Below are 16,215 nucleotides of genomic sequence, written 5' to 3'. Positions count from 1 at the left end.
CCACGCCGGATCGCCCCGGCCCCACCCGCCCCCGCGCCCGCCCTGCCCGCGCCCGGCGGCGGGACCGGGGTGTGCGCTCTCGGCAGGGGCTACGGTCACTGGCCGGCGGGCAGCCCGCAGTCCCGGATCTGCGACCGCGCCTACGGGCGGTGAGGCGGCGACGCTCCGAAGGCGCCGGTCACCACTCGCGCAGCCGCCGATCCAGCCGGCCGATCGCCGCCCGGACGCCACCCCCGTACCCGTCGTCCGTGCCGTCGTCGGCGAGGACCGCCGAAGCCGCCCGGGCCCGCTCCAGGTGGTCCCGGGCGGCGGCCGGGCGCTGGAGCTTCACGTAGTCCGCGGCGAGGTTGAGGTGGAGCGACGGGTAGAAGGCGCGCACCGCGACCGCGTCCCGGTCTCCCGCCACGCGGTCGTCGGCCAGGGCCCGGGCCGCGGTCAGCGCGCGCAGGTCCCAGGCCAGCTCGTCGGCCGGATCGTCCTGCGTATCGGCCAGGTAGTGCGCCAGGGTGCACCGGTGCAGGGCGTCGCCCTCGTCGCCGATCTCGGACCAGAGCACGGTGAAGCGGTTGCGGGCCTCCTCCCGGTCGCCTCCGTGCAGCAGCATGACCGCCTGGCCGATCCTGGTCATGAAGACGTCCTCCGACGCCTCCCGCTGCTCCGTCACCACGGCCTCCTCGCGCCCGTCCGCCCGGACCCGGCGGTCCGGCTTCCGACGCTAGCCGCCGGGACGGGCGGACACGCGGAGGCTCGGGCGCGGCTCAGCCCAGGTCGGGGATGCGCCAGTCGATGGGCTGGTGGCCCTGCCGGGCAACGGCCTCGTTTATCTGGGTGAAGGGGCGGGAGCCGAAGAACTTCTTCGCCGACAGCGGCGAGGGGTGCGCGCCCTTCACCACCACATGGCGCTCGGTGTCGATCAGGGGGAGCTTCTTCTGCGCGTAGTTGCCCCAGAGGACGAAGACCGCCGGGTCGGGGCGGGCGGCGACGGCGCGGATCACCGCGTCGGTGACCTTCTCCCAGCCCTTGCCCTTGTGCGAGTTGGCCTCGCCCGCGCGGACGGTGAGCACGGCGTTGAGCAGCAGGACGCCCTGCTCGGCCCACGGCATCAGATAGCCGTTGTCCGGGACGGGCAGGCCCAGCTCCTCCTTCATCTCCTTGTAGATGTTGCGCAGCGAGGGCGGGGTCTTCACACCGGGACGCACGGAGAAGCACAGACCGTGCCCCTGGCCCTCGCCGTGGTAGGGGTCCTGGCCGAGGACCAGGACCTTCACCTTGTCGTACGGGGTCGCTTCCAGGGCCGCGAACACCTGCTCCCGGGGCGGGTAGACCGGTCCGGCGGAGCGCTCCTCCTCGACGAACTCGGTGAGCTCCTTGAAGTACGGCTTCTGCAGCTCTTCGCCGAGGACGCCGCGCCAGGACTCGGGCAGCAGGTCGGTGTCGGTCACGTGAACAACCTCCGGTAAGCAATCCGTTCTTGCTCCCAGAACCTACCGGGCACCACTGACAACGCGGTCCGGGCGGGCCGCCGGGGCCCGCCCGGACGCGGACTCACCAGCTGGCCTTGCGGTAGAGCTCCCACATCTGCATGACGGTCTGCGGGTCCAGAGCGCGCTCGCCGCCGCCGATGTCCTCGCCCGCCGCCACGTACAGCTTGCCCTGCCAGAGCGGCAGCAGCCGCACGTCGTCCACCAGGATCTCCTGGGCCCGCTCGAACTCCTTGGCGACCGCGCCCCGGTCGCTCTGCTTGCGGGACCGGGGCAGCAGCTGCTTGGTGATCTCGTCCTTCACGTACGGCATGCCCGTGACGCTGTTCTTGCCCACGAACGGGGCGATGAAGTTGTCCGGGTCCGGGAAGTCCGGGAACCAGCCTCGGCCGAAGACCGGGTACTCGCCCTTGGTGAAGCCCGCCTGGAAGGTCTTCCAGGGGCGGCTCTTGAGGGTGATGCGGAAGAGTCCGGACGTCTCCAGCTGGCGCTTCAGCTCGGCGAACTCGGGCGCGGTCGAGGAGCCGTAGCGGTCGGTGGTGTACCAGAAGGTCATGGGGACGGGCGTGGTGATGTGCGCGTCGGCCAGGATCTGGCGGGCCTTGGCCTTGCTGGGGTTGCCGAAGGTGTCGAAGAAGCTGGTGGTGTGGGTCGCGATGCCCTTGGGGACCATCGAGTACAGCGGTTCGGCCGTGCCCCGGTACACCTTGGCGACGAGCGCGTCCCGGTCGACCAGCTGGGCTATCGCCCGCCGGACGGCCGGCTTGCCGGACGCGGGGTCGTCCGGGTTGAAGACCAGGAAGCGGATGTCGGCGCCGGTGGACTCCACGATCTGGAGGTCGGCGCCCTCCCCGCTGCTCTTGCCGTCCTCGATGCTGACGACGTCCTCGGCGGACAGGCCGCGGTAGGTGGCGTCGATCTCGTTCTTCCGGAGCGCCTTCACCATGGCGCCGGAGTCCTTGAAGTACCGGATGGTCACGGCGTCGTTCTTGCGGTCGGCGAACCCCTTGTAGTCGGGGTTCTTCACCAGCTCGGAGCGGTCGCCCTGCTTGTAGGCGTCCAGCAGGTAGGGACCGGATCCGATGACCTTGCCGTCGTCGCGGATCTTGTGCTTCGAGTACGCGCTCGGCGCGACCAGGGACATGGCCGGGGTGGCCAGGACGAAGGGGAAGGTGGCGTCGGGCTTCTTCAGGTTGAAGATGACGACGTCGTCGCCCTTGGTCTCGACCCGGTCGAGCGAGCCGAGCATGCCGACGGGTCCGCCCTTGACCCCGATCTCCGAGATCCGGTCGATGGAGTACTTCACGGCCGCCGCGTCCAGCTTGTCGCCGTTGGAGAACTTCAGCCCCTTGCGGAGCCGGCAGCGGTAGGCGGTGCTGGTGCGGTCGGTGAACCTGCACTCCTCGGCCGCGTCCGGCTCCGGCGTCGTACTGCCGGTGGGGAAGCTCACCAGAGTCTGGAACACGTTCCGCATCAGCTCCCAGGAGCCGTCCCACGCCGCCGCCGGGTCCAGGGTCGAGGGCTCACTGGTCGTCCCGACGGCGAGCTTCTGCTCCACATCCGATCCGCCGCCGGGCAGCAGCCCGCAGCCGGCCAGCAAGGACAGGGACGCAAGGGCTGCAGCGGCCTGCAGACTGGCCCGGTAGAACACGTGCACGCTCCTCGATCAGCCATGGGTCGGCAGACCATACCGCAGTGCCCCACCGGGTCAATCCGCAGGCTCGGCGGGGCACTTGAGGCAATCGGGACCATATCGGCCCAGGCCGGATCAGCCGACTCCGGCATTCAGGAAAATGCCACCGTCGACCACCAGGGTCTGGCCCGTGATCCAGGCGGACTGGTCGGAGGTGAGGAAGGCGGCCGCGCCGCCGATGTCCTCCGGCACCCCGAGCCTGCCGAGCGGGTAGGCGGCCGCCGCCTCCTCCTCACGGCCCTCGTACAGCGCCTGGGCGAACCGGGTCTTGACGACCGCCGGCGCGATCGAGTTGACCCGGACCACCGGCGCGAACTCGTGCGCCAGCTGGAGGGTCAGGTTGACCATGGCCGCCTTGCTCATCCCGTACGCGCCGATGAAGGGCGAGGCGGAGACGCCGGCGACCGAGGCGATGTTGACGATCGCCCCGCCGTTCTCCTTCTGCCACGCCTTCCAGGTCTGCTGGGCGAAGCCGAGCGCCGAGACCACGTTGGTCTCGAAGACCTTGCGGGCGACGTTCAGGTCGAGCTCCGCGATCGGCCCGAAGACCGGGTTGGTGCCGGCGTTGTTGACCAGGAAGTCGACCCGGCCGAACGCCTCCATGGTGCGGGCGACGGCCGCCGCCTGGTGCGCCTCGTCGTGCGCCTTGCCGGCGACACCGATGACCCGGTCGGCGCCGAGCGTCTCGACGGCCTCCTTCAACGCGTCCTCGTTGCGCCCGGTGATGCACACCCGGTCGCCGCGCTCGACGAGCGCCTGCGCGATGCCGTAGCCGATGCCCCGGCTCGCGCCGGTGATCAGCGCGACCTTGCCGCTGTCCTGCACAGTCATGATGTCCGCAGCCCTTCGGGTCAGTTGAGCGGTCCGCCGGCCACGTACATGACCTGGCCGGAGACGAAGCCGGCGGCGTCGCCCGTGAAGAAGGCGATGGCGTTGGCGATGTCGTCGGGGACGCCGACGCGCTGGACCGGGATCTGCGTCGCGGCGGCGGCCTGGAACTCCTCGAAGCCCATGCCGACACGGGCCGCGGTCTGCGCGGTCATCTCGGTGACGATGAAGCCGGGCGCGACGGCGTTGGCGGTGATGCCGAACTTGCCGAGCTCCTTGGCGAGGGTCTTGGTGAAGCCCTGGAGGCCCGCCTTGACCGCCGAGTAGTTGGCCTGGCCGCGGTTGCCGAGCGCCGAGGAGGAGGACAGCGACACGATACGGCCGAACTTGGCGTCCACCATGTGCTTCTGGACGGCCTTGGCCATCAGGAACGCGCCCTTGAGGTGCACGTTCATGACGGTGTCCCAGTCGGACTCGCTCATCTTGAAGAGCAGGTTGTCGCGGAGCACGCCCGCGTTGTTGACGAGGATCGTCGGGGCCCCCAGCTCGGCGGCGACCCGCGCGACGGCGGCGTCCACCTGGGCGCTGTCCGACACGTCGCAGCCGACGGCGAGCGCCTTGCCCCCGGCGGCGGTGATCTTCTCGACGGTGTCCTTGCAGGCCGCCTCGTCGAGGTCGAGTACGGCGACGGCGCGGCCCTCGGCCGCCAGGCGTACCGCGGTGGCGGCACCGATGCCCCGGGCCGCTCCCGTCACGATGGCTACGCGCTGCTCGCTGGTCGACATGCTTGGCTCTCCTCGCCCTTGGATAGCGGCTCAGCGGACGTCGGGGGCTCCGGGGAGACCGCCCGATGACTGAGCAACCGCTTAGTACCTTCAGCAGACGAGACGCTAGAAGCCCTGGCACCCGGTGTCAACGGGCCACGGGCGCAGCGGCGCATGTCACACTCCGGCGGGCCGCCGTCGCGCGGTGCGTGGACGGCGGCCGGGGGCGGCGGTCAGCGCACCAGCAGGTCGAGCAGCCGCTCCACCTCGGCCTCGGGATCGGCGGTGAGGCCGCTGTGCACGGGCCCGGGCTGGACGACGGTGGAGCGGGGCGCGATCAGCCAGCGGAAGCGCCTCCCCACGTCGTCGCCGGCGGCCTGGCCCGCGTACGTACCGCCGCGGCAGACGCCCTCGACGGCGCGCAGCGCGGCCCGGACCCCGGTCACGTCGGCGCCGGGGTCGAGCGCCTTCAGCTTCGTCTCGTCCAGCTCGGTGCGGGCGGCCACGAAGCCCTTGGCGCGGCAGTAGACCACCACCCCGGCGTTGAAGCACTCCCCCCGCTGGACGCGGGGGACGACGCGCAGCAGCGCGTACTCGAAGACGTCGCGCCCGCTCATGCCCGGCCGCCCTTCTCGCCGTCCGTGGCGTGGCCGCGCGGGGCGAGCCGTTCGGTGATCCAGCCCGGGGCCTGGGACGGCTTGTCGGGGGTGGGCGCGTCCATGATGATCCGCTCGTGGATGGTCGCCGCGCGGGCGGCCAGCGCGTCCACGTACGCCTGCCGCAGTTCGTCCGTCGTGCCGAAGCCCGGCTCGTCCACCAGCCACTCGTCGGGGACGTCGGCCGCGACCTCCGCGAGCAGCCCGGGCGTGACCAGCGGGGCGAGTTCGGCGGCGGCCGACGCGAGGTCGGGCCGGAAGGGGGCGAGGGCGTGGTCGGAGGCGTTGTACGGCTTGGCGGCGGACGCCTGGGCGCCGGGCCAGTTGTGGTGCCAGATCATGGTGGCGCCGTGGTCGATGAGCCAGAGGTCGCCGTGCCAGATCAGCATGTTCGGGTTGCGCCAGGACCGGTCGACGTTGTTGATCAGCGCGTCGAACCAGACGACCCGCCCGGCCTCGCGCGGGTCCACCTCGTAGGCGAGCGCGTCGAAGCCGAGCGAGCCGGGCAGGAAGTCCATCCCGAGGTTCAGGCCGCCGCTGGCCTTCAGCAGCTCCTGCACCTCCTGGTCGGGCTCGGCGAGCCCGATGACCGGGTCGAGCTGGATCCGCACGAGCTCGGGGACCCGCAGCCCGAGCCGCCGCCCGAGCTGCCCGCAGATCACCTCCGCGACGAGGGTCTTGCGGCCCTGCCCGGCTCCGGTGAACTTCATGACGTACGTGCCGAGGTCGTCGGCCTCGACGATCCCGGGGAGCGATCCGCCCTCACGCAGGGGCGTGACATAGCGGGTCGCTACGACCTCTTCCAACACTTTCCCAGGCCACCCATCTCTTCAGCCTTGCGATCCTCGGAAGAATGCTCCGGGGCGTAGAGGCGGACATCGCCGGTCGACGGCACCGGGGAGCCTCCGCCGACGTGCCGGCCTCCCGCTCCCCGGGCACACCGTCGACGGCGCCGCGCCCTTGCTGCCGACCTCCGGCATGAAGCGCCCATAGTAACCGAGGGTGATCGCGAGAATGGAGCAGCGCGGTCGGGCCCCGGTGGTCGCACGCGCGGTGCGCGGTGGAGGGCAGCGCGTTCAGAAGACGGACAGGCCGGTGAGCGTGGTGAAGCGGTCGAGCGCCGCGACGCCCGCCACCGAGTTGCCGCGCCGGTCCAGTCCGGGGCTCCACACGCACAGGGTGCACACACCGGGTACGACCGCGATGATCCCTCCGCCGACACCGCTCTTGCCCGGCAGGCCCACCCGGTAGGCGAAGTCCCCGGCGGCATCGTACGTACCGCACGTGAGCATGATCGCGTTGACTTGCTTGGCCTGGCTCGGGGTCAGGAGTACCGAGCCGTCGGTCCGGACGCCGCGCCGGGCGAGGAAACCCGCGGCGAGGGCCAGGTCCGCGCACGATGCCTCGATCGAGCACTGCCGGAAGTAGGCGGCCAGCAGGTCGGGGACCGGGTTGGCGATGTTGCTGTAGGAGGCCATGAAATGGGCGAGGGCGGCGTTGCGGGCGCCGTGGGCCGCTTCCGAGGCGGCGACGGCCGGTGTGAAGTCGATGACCGGGTTACCGCTTTCGGCCCGCAGCAGCTCCCTGATCCGGCCGGCGGCGTCCCCGGTCAGCGTCTGCAGCCGGTCGGTGACGACGAGGGCGCCGGCGTTGATGAACGGGTTTCGGGGGATACCGTTCTCGTACTCCAGCTGCACCAGCGAGTTGAAGGGGTTGCCGGAAGGCTCGCGGCCCACACCCTGCCAGATCCGTTCGCCCTCCAGCGAGAGCACCAGGGCCAGGGCGAAGACCTTGGTGATGGACTGTGCCGAGAAGGGGGTGCGCCAGTCGCCGACCCCGTAGACCGTTCCGTCCGGTTCGGCGACGGCCATGCCGAAGCGCCGGGGGTCGGCGCCGGCGAGCAGCGGGATGTAGTCGGCGGGGCTGCCCCACTCGCCGAGGGCGGCCGTCTCCTTCTCGATGCGCTCCAGTACGGCGCCGAGGCGTCCGGTCGCGACCGCGGTCACCGTGTCCGGACGAATGTGACGGGGGCTGTGGTGCATGGGCGGTCCTCAGGGAGGGATGGGGTACGAGGGGCTGGTCGAGGGTCCGCACGCGTCACTCCGACGCGGGACCGACGGTGTGCGCGAGTTGGACGCGTGAGTGCAGGCCGAGTTTGCGGTAGACGCGAGTGAGGGTGGCTTCGACCGTCTTGACGCTGACGGTGAGGGCCGCGGCGATGTCGCGGTTGCTCGCTCCTCCGGCAGCGAGCCGGGCGCAGCGCTGTTCGGCCTGGGTCAGGGAGGGGCGGCCGCTGTGGTCCGAGGCGTTGCGCTCCAACCGGTTGAGGCTGTCCGCGGCGGCCTGGGCCCAGGGGTGCGCCTCGTGGGCGGTGAAGAGATCGGCGGCGCTCCGTGCTGCCTCGCGGGCGTTCGCGCGCCGGCGTCCGCGTCGTTCGGTGTGGCTGAGCGCGAGCAGGGTGCGGCCCCGTTCGATCGGGAGGTGGCTCAGGCGGCCGGCCGCGTCGGTGAGCCGGCGGGCGGCCGTGTCGTAATCGCCGTGCGCGGCGTCCAGGAGGGCCTGGACGCGTTCGAGGGACGGAATGACGGACTGCCTGCCGAGGTCGGTCGCGCTCCGGTGCGTGCTGCTCAGCAGTTCATGAGCCTGTTCGAGGTGCCCCAGCGTGATGAGGGATTCGGCCATGTCGGCGTGCCAGCGCAGGATGGACGGGTCGTGGACCTGCTGGAGCGCCTCCAGGCCGCGAACCTCCTCCAGTGCCTCCAGGGCTTCCTTGGCACGGCCCGTGACCAGGAGGAGATGGCCGAGGGCGTAGAGGTTGCGGGAGAGGAACACCCGGTTGCCCTCCCGCCGGCACGCCTCGGCACCGCGGCGGGCGATGGCCAGGGCGGGACCGGTTCGTGCGGCGGTGCCCTCGACGAGGGCGGAGGTGTAGCAGGCGGGCCCGGCAGGCAGGCCGGAACTGTCGGTCAGTGCCTGGGCGCGGGCGGCGTAGTCGAGGGCCTGGGCGCACCGTCCGGCACGGATCTCCACTTCGGCGAGACCGCGCAGGACGTCCACGGTGCCCTCGGCGTCCCCGGCCTGCTGGGCCTGGAAGAGCAGGGGCAGCAGAAGAGTCCGCGCTTCGGACAGGCGGTCGTCGAACAGGGCGTGGCGGGCGGCGAGGTGTTCAGGGGTGGCGTTGACGGCGACAAGTGCGGTGCGGGGCGTGCGCAGGGCGCGCTCGAGTGTGGCATCGGTCCCGGGGCTGCCGAGAACGCGCTGGACGCGCGCCTGCATGGTCAGAGCGAGGGCGGTGGTGGTGGTGTCGCCGGCGGCCTGGGCGAGCGCGGCGGCCTGAGCGGCCAGGGCGGCAGCCTGTTCGGGGGCTCCTTCGTTGAGGTTGGCGCGGATGGCTTGACGGAGCAGGATCTGGGCGATCAGGTCCGGCTGTCCGGCGGCCTCGTGAACCGCCCCGGCGAACAGTTCGTCGGCGCCGTTCAGACGCTGCCCGCTTGCGTCGAGCAGGGCCAGCAGAGCCTGGACGCGTGGGGCGGGCCGGTCTTCGTGCTGCAAAAGGAGCCGGGTCGCGGCCCGGCCGCGGGAGAGGTCTGCGCAGTGCGCGGCGTCCCGGATGGCGGTCAGGGCTCGCTCGGTGACCAGATGCGTGTCTTCGCGCGGGGTGAGGTCGGCTGCCAGCAGGGCGAGTTCGGCGGCGAGCACGTGTTCTCCGCGCAGTCTCGCGCGGTCGGCGGCGCGGGCGGTGTGCAGGGCCGTGCGGGAGTCGACGGTGCCCGCGGCCGCCAGTGCGGTGTGCCGGTCGCGGCGGAGGGGGTCGTGGCCGGCTTCGGCAAGGCGCGTGTGCAGGCGACGGCGGGCGGAGGCCGGCAGCCGGGTCATGAGCTCCGCGCCGATCGCGGAGGCGGTGAGCCGCACCCTCCCGTCCTCCCGCCCGATGTCGACCAGTCCCGCCGTCTCTGCCTGGGCAAGGAGCGTCCCGGCCGCCGGACCGGCGAGGCGAACGAGCAGTTCGAGGTCGGGCCGGTCGTCCAGCGCGGCGAACGCCAGAAGTTCCTGTACGTGGGCCGGCACCTCGTTCAGCCACTCGTCCATCAGGCGCCGGGCCGCCGGCGGCAGGAAGGGCTCGCTTCCGCCGACTCGGTCCGAGGGAGGCGGCGCGGCGTCGGCGAGCGCCAGGACCAGGGCGGGATTACCACCGCTGCTCGCGTGGATCCGGGCCACCTCACCGGTGGACAGCGGCAGATGCGACAGCAACGCGGCGACCTGACCGGACGTCAGGGCCGCGACGCGCACCGCGAGTGCGTTCTCCCCGCACCAGTGGACTCCGGCCTCCGGCCGCCAGGCACGGTCGGCGACGATCGCGGGGAGGCCGGGGGTCAGACGCAGAGCCCAGCCCAGGACCGCCGCGCTGGCCGGGTCCAGCCACTGGGCGTTGTCCACCACCAGCGTCATGGGCGACGCGTCCCGCAACAGGGCGACGGAAAGGCGGCGTAGCCGCAGGGCCGTCCCGGCAGGCTCCGAGGTGCCCGGTTCATCGGCGGACTCGTCCAGTTCCGCCGTCAGTTCCCTCGCCGCCGGGGACGGCAGGGCCAGGGCGAGTTCGAGGAGACCCGCGTAGGGGACCTGGACATCCTGCGGACGTGGGGCCAGTCGCAGAACCGGAAGGCCCAGCCGCCGTCCCAGGACCGCGGCCGCGGTGGTCTTGCCGATTCCCGGCGGCCCGAACAGCACCACCCGCCGGGCTCCGTCCACGGCGTCCGGCGCCTCCGGCAGCACGGGACCGGCCGGTCCCTGAAGCGTGTTCATCCACATCGCAGCGTCGCGCATCGGGCCATGGTGCGCCCGCCCGGACGCCCCGGTCCAGGTCAAGGGATTTCCCTGATGCCGGCCGACTTCCCCGTCCCTAGCCTCATGGCCACAGCAGAGCCAACCGCTGCCGAACGCCCCCCGCACCCCAGATGACGTCCTGCGGCATTTCCCCGACACGGCTCTGCGGAAGGATCACGATGAACCGCAAGAACGCGCTGGCAGCCGGAGTCGCGGCCGCCCTCGCCCTGGGCTCGGTGAACCTGTTGGCCACCCAGTCCACCGCGGCCGCCGACAGCTCCGCCGCCCGCCCCGGTGCCGGATTCCGGGCGATGTCGGCCGAGTCGCGCGACGAGGCGATACGCACGGCCGACCGGAATGCCGCCGCCACCGCCCGCGAGCTCGGCCTTGGCTCCGCCGAGCACCTGGTGGCCAAGGACGTACTGCTCGACACCGACGGCGCCCGGCACGTGCGCTACGACCGCACCTACAAGGGTCTGTCCGTGATAGGCGGCGACCTGGTGGTCCACCTCACCGCGGACGGCAGAATCACCGGCTCGGACCTGGCGCACCGGGGTCCGGTCCGGGTCCCCGGCACCTCACCGAAACTGACGGCGGCCGCCGCCTCGGCCGCGGCCGTGAAGCACGCCAAGCACGTGAAGAACCCGAAGTCCAAGGGCGCGGACACCAGCACCCTCGTGGTGTACGCGGTCGGCAAGGTGCCCGTCCTCGCCTATCGGTCGACGGTCACCGGTGCGGGCGAGACCGGTCCGGCGTCCCGGGAGGCGGTGATCGTCGACGCCACCAGCGGCGCTCCGCTGGCCCAGTACGAGCTGCGCCAGAGCACCACGGGCACCGGCAACGGCGTCACCGCGGGCCAGGTCTCCCTCGACACCACCCAGTCCGGCAGCACCTACACCCTCACCGACCCCGCGCACGGCGGCACGATCGTCTACGACTCGTACAACAGCCCGCAGACGAACCCGAAGCAGAACGCCCGGACCTTCTCCAAGGCCACCAACTCCTGGGGCAACGGCACCACGTCCAGCCGTGAGAGCGCCGCCGTGGACGCCTCCTACGGCCTGGCGAAGACCTGGGACTACTACAAGAGCTCCTTCAACCGCTCCGGCATCCGCAACGACGGACGCGGAGCCCCCGCCTACGTGCACGTGGACACCGGTCTGCTGAACGCGTTCTACGACGACGACTGCTTCTGCATGTTCTTCGGCGACGGCTCCTCGCAGAACGGCAGCACCCCGGTCACCGCGCTCGACGTGGCCGGCCACGAGATGAGCCACGGCGTGACCGCCGCCACGGCCAACCTCAACTACTCCGGTGAGTCGGGTGGTCTCAACGAGGCCACCAGCGACATCTTCGGCACCATGGTCGAGTTCTACGCCGGGAACTCCGGCGATCCGGGCGACTACTACATCGGCGAGAAGCTCAACATGTCGGGCGGATACATGCGCCGGATGGACAACCCCTCCACCGACGGCGCCTCGCTGTCCTGCTGGACCTCCGGTGCCGGTTCGGCCGACGTCCACTACTCCTCCGGCATCGGCAACCACTTCTTCTACCTGGCCGCCGAGGGCACCGGGGCGAAGACCATCGGAGGACGCTCGCACAACGGAACCACCTGCAACAACGACACCTTCACGGGCATCGGCAAGGAGAAGGCCGCCGCCGTCTGGTACCGCGCGCTGTCCACCTACATGACGTCCACCACCAACTACGCCGGCGCCCGCACCGCCACCCTGCAGGCCGCCGCCGACCTGTACGGTGCCGACTCGCAGGAGCGGTACCTCGTCTCCAAGGCATGGGCGGCTGTCAGCGTCGGTACCGCGCTGCCCGACCCCGGGACCGGCACGCCCACGCCCACGCCCACCCCCACCCCTCCCAACGGGAACGCGCTGGCCAACGGCGGCTTCGAGCAGGGCACCAGCGGCTGGACCCAGAGCGACGACATCATCACCGCCTCGACTCTGCAGTCCGCGCGCGGCGGCTCCCACTACGCCTGGATGATGGGCTACGGCACCAACGCCATCGAGTCCCTCTCCCAGTCGGACGTCGCGGTTCCCTCCACCGGCACCCCGAAGCTCACGTTCTGGCTGAAGGTCAGCACCCAGGAGTTGGGCTCCGTCGCCTACGACACCCTCAGGGTCAGGGTCGACGGCACCACGCTGGCCACCTACTCCAACGCGAACGCGAGCGCGGGCTACGTCCAGCGGACCGTCGACCTGTCCGCCTACAAGGGCCGGACGGTGAAGCTGGAGTTCGCCGGCACCGAGGACACCTACCTGTCGACCATCTTCCTGGTCGACGAGATCGCCATCGGCTGACCGGAACCGCTCACCACCTGTGCTCCTGCCCCGCCCGGGGCAGGAGCACCTCGCCGCTCGGGGCGTCCGACCGGGGCGGCGCGGCGGCACCGGTTACCGGGGCCGCCGCACGATGACTCGCTGGAGGACGATGAAGGCCAGCAGCAGGGCGCCGATGACGATCTTGGTCCACCAGGAGCTGAGGGTGCCCTCGAAGGAGATCAGTGCCTGCACGGTGCCGAGCACCAGGACGCCCGCCGTCGAACCGGCCACATAGCCGACCCCGCCGGCCAGCAGGGTGCCGCCGATGACCACGGCGGCGATGACGTCCAGCTCCATGCCGACCGCGTGCAGGCCGTAGCCGGAGAGCATGTACAGCGCGAACAGCAGGCCGCCCAGAGCGGAGCAGAAGCCGCTCACCGCGTAGACGCCGACCTTGACCCTCGTGGTGGGCAGGCCCATCAGCCGCGCCGAGGTCTCGCTGCCGCCGACCGCGTACACCGTGCGGCCGAAGCGGGTGAGGTGGAGGACGTACACCGCCGCCGCCACCACGGCCAGGGCGACGAGCACGCTGTAGGTGACCGTGACGTCGCCGGGCAGCTCGATCGTGCCGGTGGCGAAGTCGCGGAAGGAGGTGTTGGTGATGGACACCGACTCGACGCTGATCAGGAAGCACAGCCCCCGGGCCAGGAACATCCCGGCCAGGGTGACGATGAACGGCTGGACGTCGAAGTAGTGGATGACCAGGCCCATCAGCAGGCCGAGGACGGTCCCGGAGACGAGCACGGCGAGGACGGACAGCAGGACCGGCCAGCCCGCCCGGAGGGTGGAGGCGGCGATCATGGTGGACAGTGCGGCGACGGCGCCCACGGAGAGGTCGATGCCGCCGGTGAGGATGACGAAGGTCATGCCGACGGCGAGCACGATGAGGAAGGCGTTGTCGATGAAGAGGTTGGCGACGACCTGGCCGGAGGCGAAGTCCTGGTAGCGGACCGAGCCGATGCCGAAGGTCACCGCGAACACCACGACGGTGGCGACGACGGGCAGGAATCGCTGGGGAAGGCGCGGTCGTACGGACGCGAGGGCCGATGTGCTCATCCGGCGGCCACCTTCTGGGTCTGGGGTGCGGTTACGGGGGGCTTGCGCCGGCCGCCGATGAGCCGCGCGGTGCGCGGGGACTGCAGCAGGCACACGGCGATCACCACGACCGCCTTGAACAGCAGGGTGACGTTGGTGGGCACGCCGATGGAGTAGACGGTCGTCGTCAGCGTCTGGATGACGAGCGCTCCGACGAGGGTGCCGCCCAGCGAGTAGCGGCCGCCGGCGAGCGAGGTGCCGCCGATGACGACCGCGAGGATGGCGTCCATCTCGATCCACAGACCTGCGTTGTTGGCGTCGGCGGCGCTGACGTTGGAGCTGATCATCAGTCCGGCCACACCGGCGCAGAACGCGGCGAAGACGTACACGGTCCAGGTGATCGTGCGGGAGCGGACCCCGGCGAGCTTGCTGGCCTCGGGGTTGGCGCCCACCGCCTCGATCAGCATGCCGAGGGCCGTGCGACGGGTCAGCAGGGCGACGCCGCCGAGGACCGCGAGGCTGATCAGGATGGCGATCGGCAGGACGAGGAAGCCGGCCCCGATCTGCCGGTACGCGGAGCTGTCGACGGTGACGATCTGGCCTTCCGTGAGCAGCATCGCGCCACCGCGTCCGGCCGTCATCAGGACGAGGGTCGCGATGATCGGCTGGATGCCGAGCACGGAGACCAGGAAGCCGTTCCACAGACCGAGCAGCACGCATACGGCCAGGGCGACGAGGATCGCGGTCGGCACGTCTCCGCCGTCGGCGATCCAGGTGCAGCCGATCGCTCCGGCGATCGCGGCGACCGCGCCCACGGACAGGTCGATGCCCCGGGTGGCGATGACCAGGGTCATGCCCACGGCGATGAGCATGGTCGGGGCGCCGTTGCGGAGGATGTCCACCAGGCTGCCGTACAGGTGGCCGTCCTGGATGCGCAGCGCGAAGAAGGAGTGCGTGAAGAAGACGTTGAGCAGGAGCAGGCCGGCCAGTGCGACGAGCGGCCAGAGCAGACGTCCGCGGATCACGAGGCCACCGCCGCTTCCGCGTGGGCGTCGGCCGCGATGGCCGACATGACGGCGTCCACGGAGACGTCACCGCCGGACAGTTCGGCCACCTTGTGCCGGTCCCGCAGGACCACGACCCGGTCGGACACCCGTACCACCTCCTCCAGTTCGGCGGAGATGAACAGCACCGCCATGCCCTCGGCCGCCAGTTCGGCGACCACCTTCTGAATCTGTGCCTTGGCCCCGACGTCGATGCCCCGGGTGGGCTCGTCCAGGATGAGGAGCCGGGGCCGGGTCACCAGCCACCGGGCCAGCAGCACCTTCTGCTGGTTGCCGCCGGAGAGGTTGCCCATCACGGCGTCGGGGTCGGCCGGGCGGATGTCCAGCCGCTCGATGTACTCGGCCACCATCGCCTCGGCGGTGCGCCGGGGCACCGGCCGCGCCCAGCCCCGGGACGCCTGGGTGGCGAGGATCAGGTTGTCGCGGACGCTCAGATCGGCGACGACGCCTTCCGCCTTGCGGTCCTCGGAGCAGAAGGCGATCCCCTTCGCGATGAGGGACCGCGGCCCCCGGACCCGTACCGTCTCGCCGTCCACCGCGAGGGTGCCCTTGTCGGCGCGGTCGGCGCCGCACAGCAGCCGCGCGAGTTCGGTCCGGCCGGACCCCAGCAGCCCGGCGAGGCCGACGACCTCGCCCTCGTGGATGTCCAGGTCGAACGGCTCGATCGCGCCGGCCCGGCCGAGGCCGCGGGCGACCAGGACCGGGGCGCTGCCCGGTGCCCGTTCCTCCGAGCGGCGCTCGACCTCGGACAGCACGCCGAGCTCACGGCCCAGCATCGCCGACACCAGCGCCATGCGATCGAGGTCCTGCGGCAGGTACTCCCCCACCAGCGTGCCGTTGCGCAGCACGGTCATCCGGTCCGACAGCTCGTAGACCTGGTCCAGGAAGTGCGAGACGAAGAGGATCGCCACGCCCTCGTCCCGCAGCACGCGCACGATGCGGAACAGCTCCTCGACCTCGTCGCTGTCGAGGCTGGAGGTCGGCTCGTCCAGCACGAGCACCCGGGCGTCCACGACCAGCGCCCTGGCTATCGCCACCAGTTGCTGCACGGCGATGGAATGGCTGCTCAGTACGGAGCCGGGATCGATGGTCAGACCGATCCGGGCCAGGAGTCCGGCGGCGCGGGCCCGCATGGCCCGGCCGTCGATGGCGCCCAGTCTGCGCGGTTCGTGGCCGAGCAGGATGTTCTCGGCCACCGACAGGTTCGGGCAGAGGTTGACCTCCTGGTAGACGGTGCTGATCCCGGCGTCCTGGGCCTGGCCGGGGGTGGTGAACTCGACCGGCTCGTCGTTCAGCCGGATGGTGCCGGCCACCGGCCGGTGGACCCCGGTGAGGGCTTTGATCAGGGTGGACTTGCCCGCGCCGTTCTCACCCATGAGTGCGTGCACCTCACCGGGGAACAGGCGGAAGTCGACGCCGGCGAGCGCCTTGACGCCGGCGAACTCGACGGTGATACCGCGCATGTCGACGACCGGGCTGGCGCCGGCCGCTGGGGAATCGGTCATGACCCGTGCTTTCGTCAAGGGGGGAG

13 protein-coding genes are annotated in these 16,215 nt (G+C 71.4%); 1 reads left to right on the top strand and 12 read right to left on the bottom strand.

Translation table 11 applies throughout. From position 1 onward, the window contains the following. Positions 1-178: 178 nt before the first annotated feature. The 9 genes from G3I41_RS21160 to G3I41_RS21120 all read right to left on the bottom strand — a co-directional run bounded on the left by G3I41_RS21160 (position 179) and on the right by G3I41_RS21120 (position 10,246). Entirely contained in the window at positions 179-664 is a 486-nt protein-coding gene (locus G3I41_RS21160; RefSeq protein WP_164401965.1) for a hypothetical protein, read from the bottom strand. Positions 665-758: 94 nt separating this feature from the next. Beyond that, a complete protein-coding gene (locus G3I41_RS21155; protein WP_164401964.1) occupies positions 759-1,442 on the bottom strand; it encodes a uracil-DNA glycosylase in 684 nt (227 codons plus the stop codon). Between the two features lie 103 nt (positions 1,443-1,545). Then, complete coding sequence (locus G3I41_RS21150) at positions 1,546-3,132, bottom strand: ABC transporter substrate-binding protein (RefSeq protein WP_164401972.1); 1,587 nt, start codon at positions 3,130-3,132, stop codon at positions 1,546-1,548. A 117-nt stretch (positions 3,133-3,249) separates the two neighbouring features. Next, positions 3,250-4,005 carry an SDR family oxidoreductase gene (locus G3I41_RS21145; protein WP_164401963.1) on the bottom strand — a complete coding sequence of 252 codons (756 nt, stop codon included), beginning with the start codon at positions 4,003-4,005 and terminating at the stop codon, positions 3,250-3,252. A 20-nt stretch (positions 4,006-4,025) separates the two neighbouring features. Next, positions 4,026-4,787: a 3-oxoacyl-ACP reductase FabG gene (gene fabG / locus G3I41_RS21140; protein ID WP_164401962.1), complete on the bottom strand. Its 762-nt coding sequence runs from the start codon at positions 4,785-4,787 to the stop codon at positions 4,026-4,028. 212 nt (positions 4,788-4,999) lie between these two features. Continuing rightward, positions 5,000-5,383, bottom strand: coding sequence for a DUF3037 domain-containing protein (locus G3I41_RS21135; protein WP_164401961.1), 384 nt, complete (start codon positions 5,381-5,383; stop codon positions 5,000-5,002). Beyond that, positions 5,380-6,231, bottom strand: a complete 852-nt coding sequence (locus G3I41_RS21130) for a HipA family kinase (protein WP_343242197.1) — start codon at positions 6,229-6,231, stop codon at positions 5,380-5,382. Before G3I41_RS21130 ends, G3I41_RS21135 begins: the two co-directional genes overlap by 4 nt. Positions 6,232-6,498: 267 nt before the next feature. Next, positions 6,499-7,464, bottom strand: coding sequence for a glutaminase (locus G3I41_RS21125; RefSeq protein WP_164401959.1), 966 nt, complete (start codon positions 7,462-7,464; stop codon positions 6,499-6,501). Between the two features lie 55 nt (positions 7,465-7,519). Next, the gene (locus tag G3I41_RS21120; RefSeq protein ID WP_164401958.1) at positions 7,520-10,246 is read right to left on the bottom strand and encodes a LuxR family transcriptional regulator; all 2,727 of its coding nucleotides are present in this window, start codon (positions 10,244-10,246) and stop codon (positions 7,520-7,522) included. Between the two features lie 179 nt (positions 10,247-10,425). Between G3I41_RS21120 and G3I41_RS21115 the strand changes: the two genes are divergently transcribed. After that, the gene (locus tag G3I41_RS21115; protein WP_164401957.1) at positions 10,426-12,564 is read left to right on the top strand and encodes a M4 family metallopeptidase; all 2,139 of its coding nucleotides are present in this window, start codon (positions 10,426-10,428) and stop codon (positions 12,562-12,564) included. A gap of 93 nt (positions 12,565-12,657) precedes the next feature. Here the strand turns inward: G3I41_RS21115 and yjfF are convergent, their stop codons facing one another. The 3 genes from yjfF to G3I41_RS21100 are packed head-to-tail and all read right to left on the bottom strand — an operon-like array spanning position 12,658 to position 16,189. Next, a complete protein-coding gene (yjfF, locus tag G3I41_RS21110) occupies positions 12,658-13,641 on the bottom strand; it encodes a galactofuranose ABC transporter, permease protein YjfF (RefSeq protein WP_164401956.1) in 984 nt (327 codons plus the stop codon). After that, positions 13,638-14,645 (bottom strand): ABC transporter permease, encoded by a 1,008-nt coding sequence (locus tag G3I41_RS21105; protein WP_164401955.1) that lies wholly within the window; start codon positions 14,643-14,645, stop codon positions 13,638-13,640. Before G3I41_RS21105 ends, yjfF begins: the two co-directional genes overlap by 4 nt. Continuing rightward, positions 14,642-16,189 carry a sugar ABC transporter ATP-binding protein gene (locus tag G3I41_RS21100; RefSeq protein ID WP_164401954.1) on the bottom strand — a complete coding sequence of 516 codons (1,548 nt, stop codon included), beginning with the start codon at positions 16,187-16,189 and terminating at the stop codon, positions 14,642-14,644. Before G3I41_RS21100 ends, G3I41_RS21105 begins: the two co-directional genes overlap by 4 nt. Positions 16,190-16,215 lie beyond the last annotated feature (26 nt).

Source organism: Streptomyces sp. SID9727, from assembly GCF_010550605.1.
Classification (GTDB): domain Bacteria; phylum Actinomycetota; class Actinomycetes; order Streptomycetales; family Streptomycetaceae; genus Streptomyces.
This window is presented reverse-complemented; position numbering and strand designations above follow the sequence as displayed.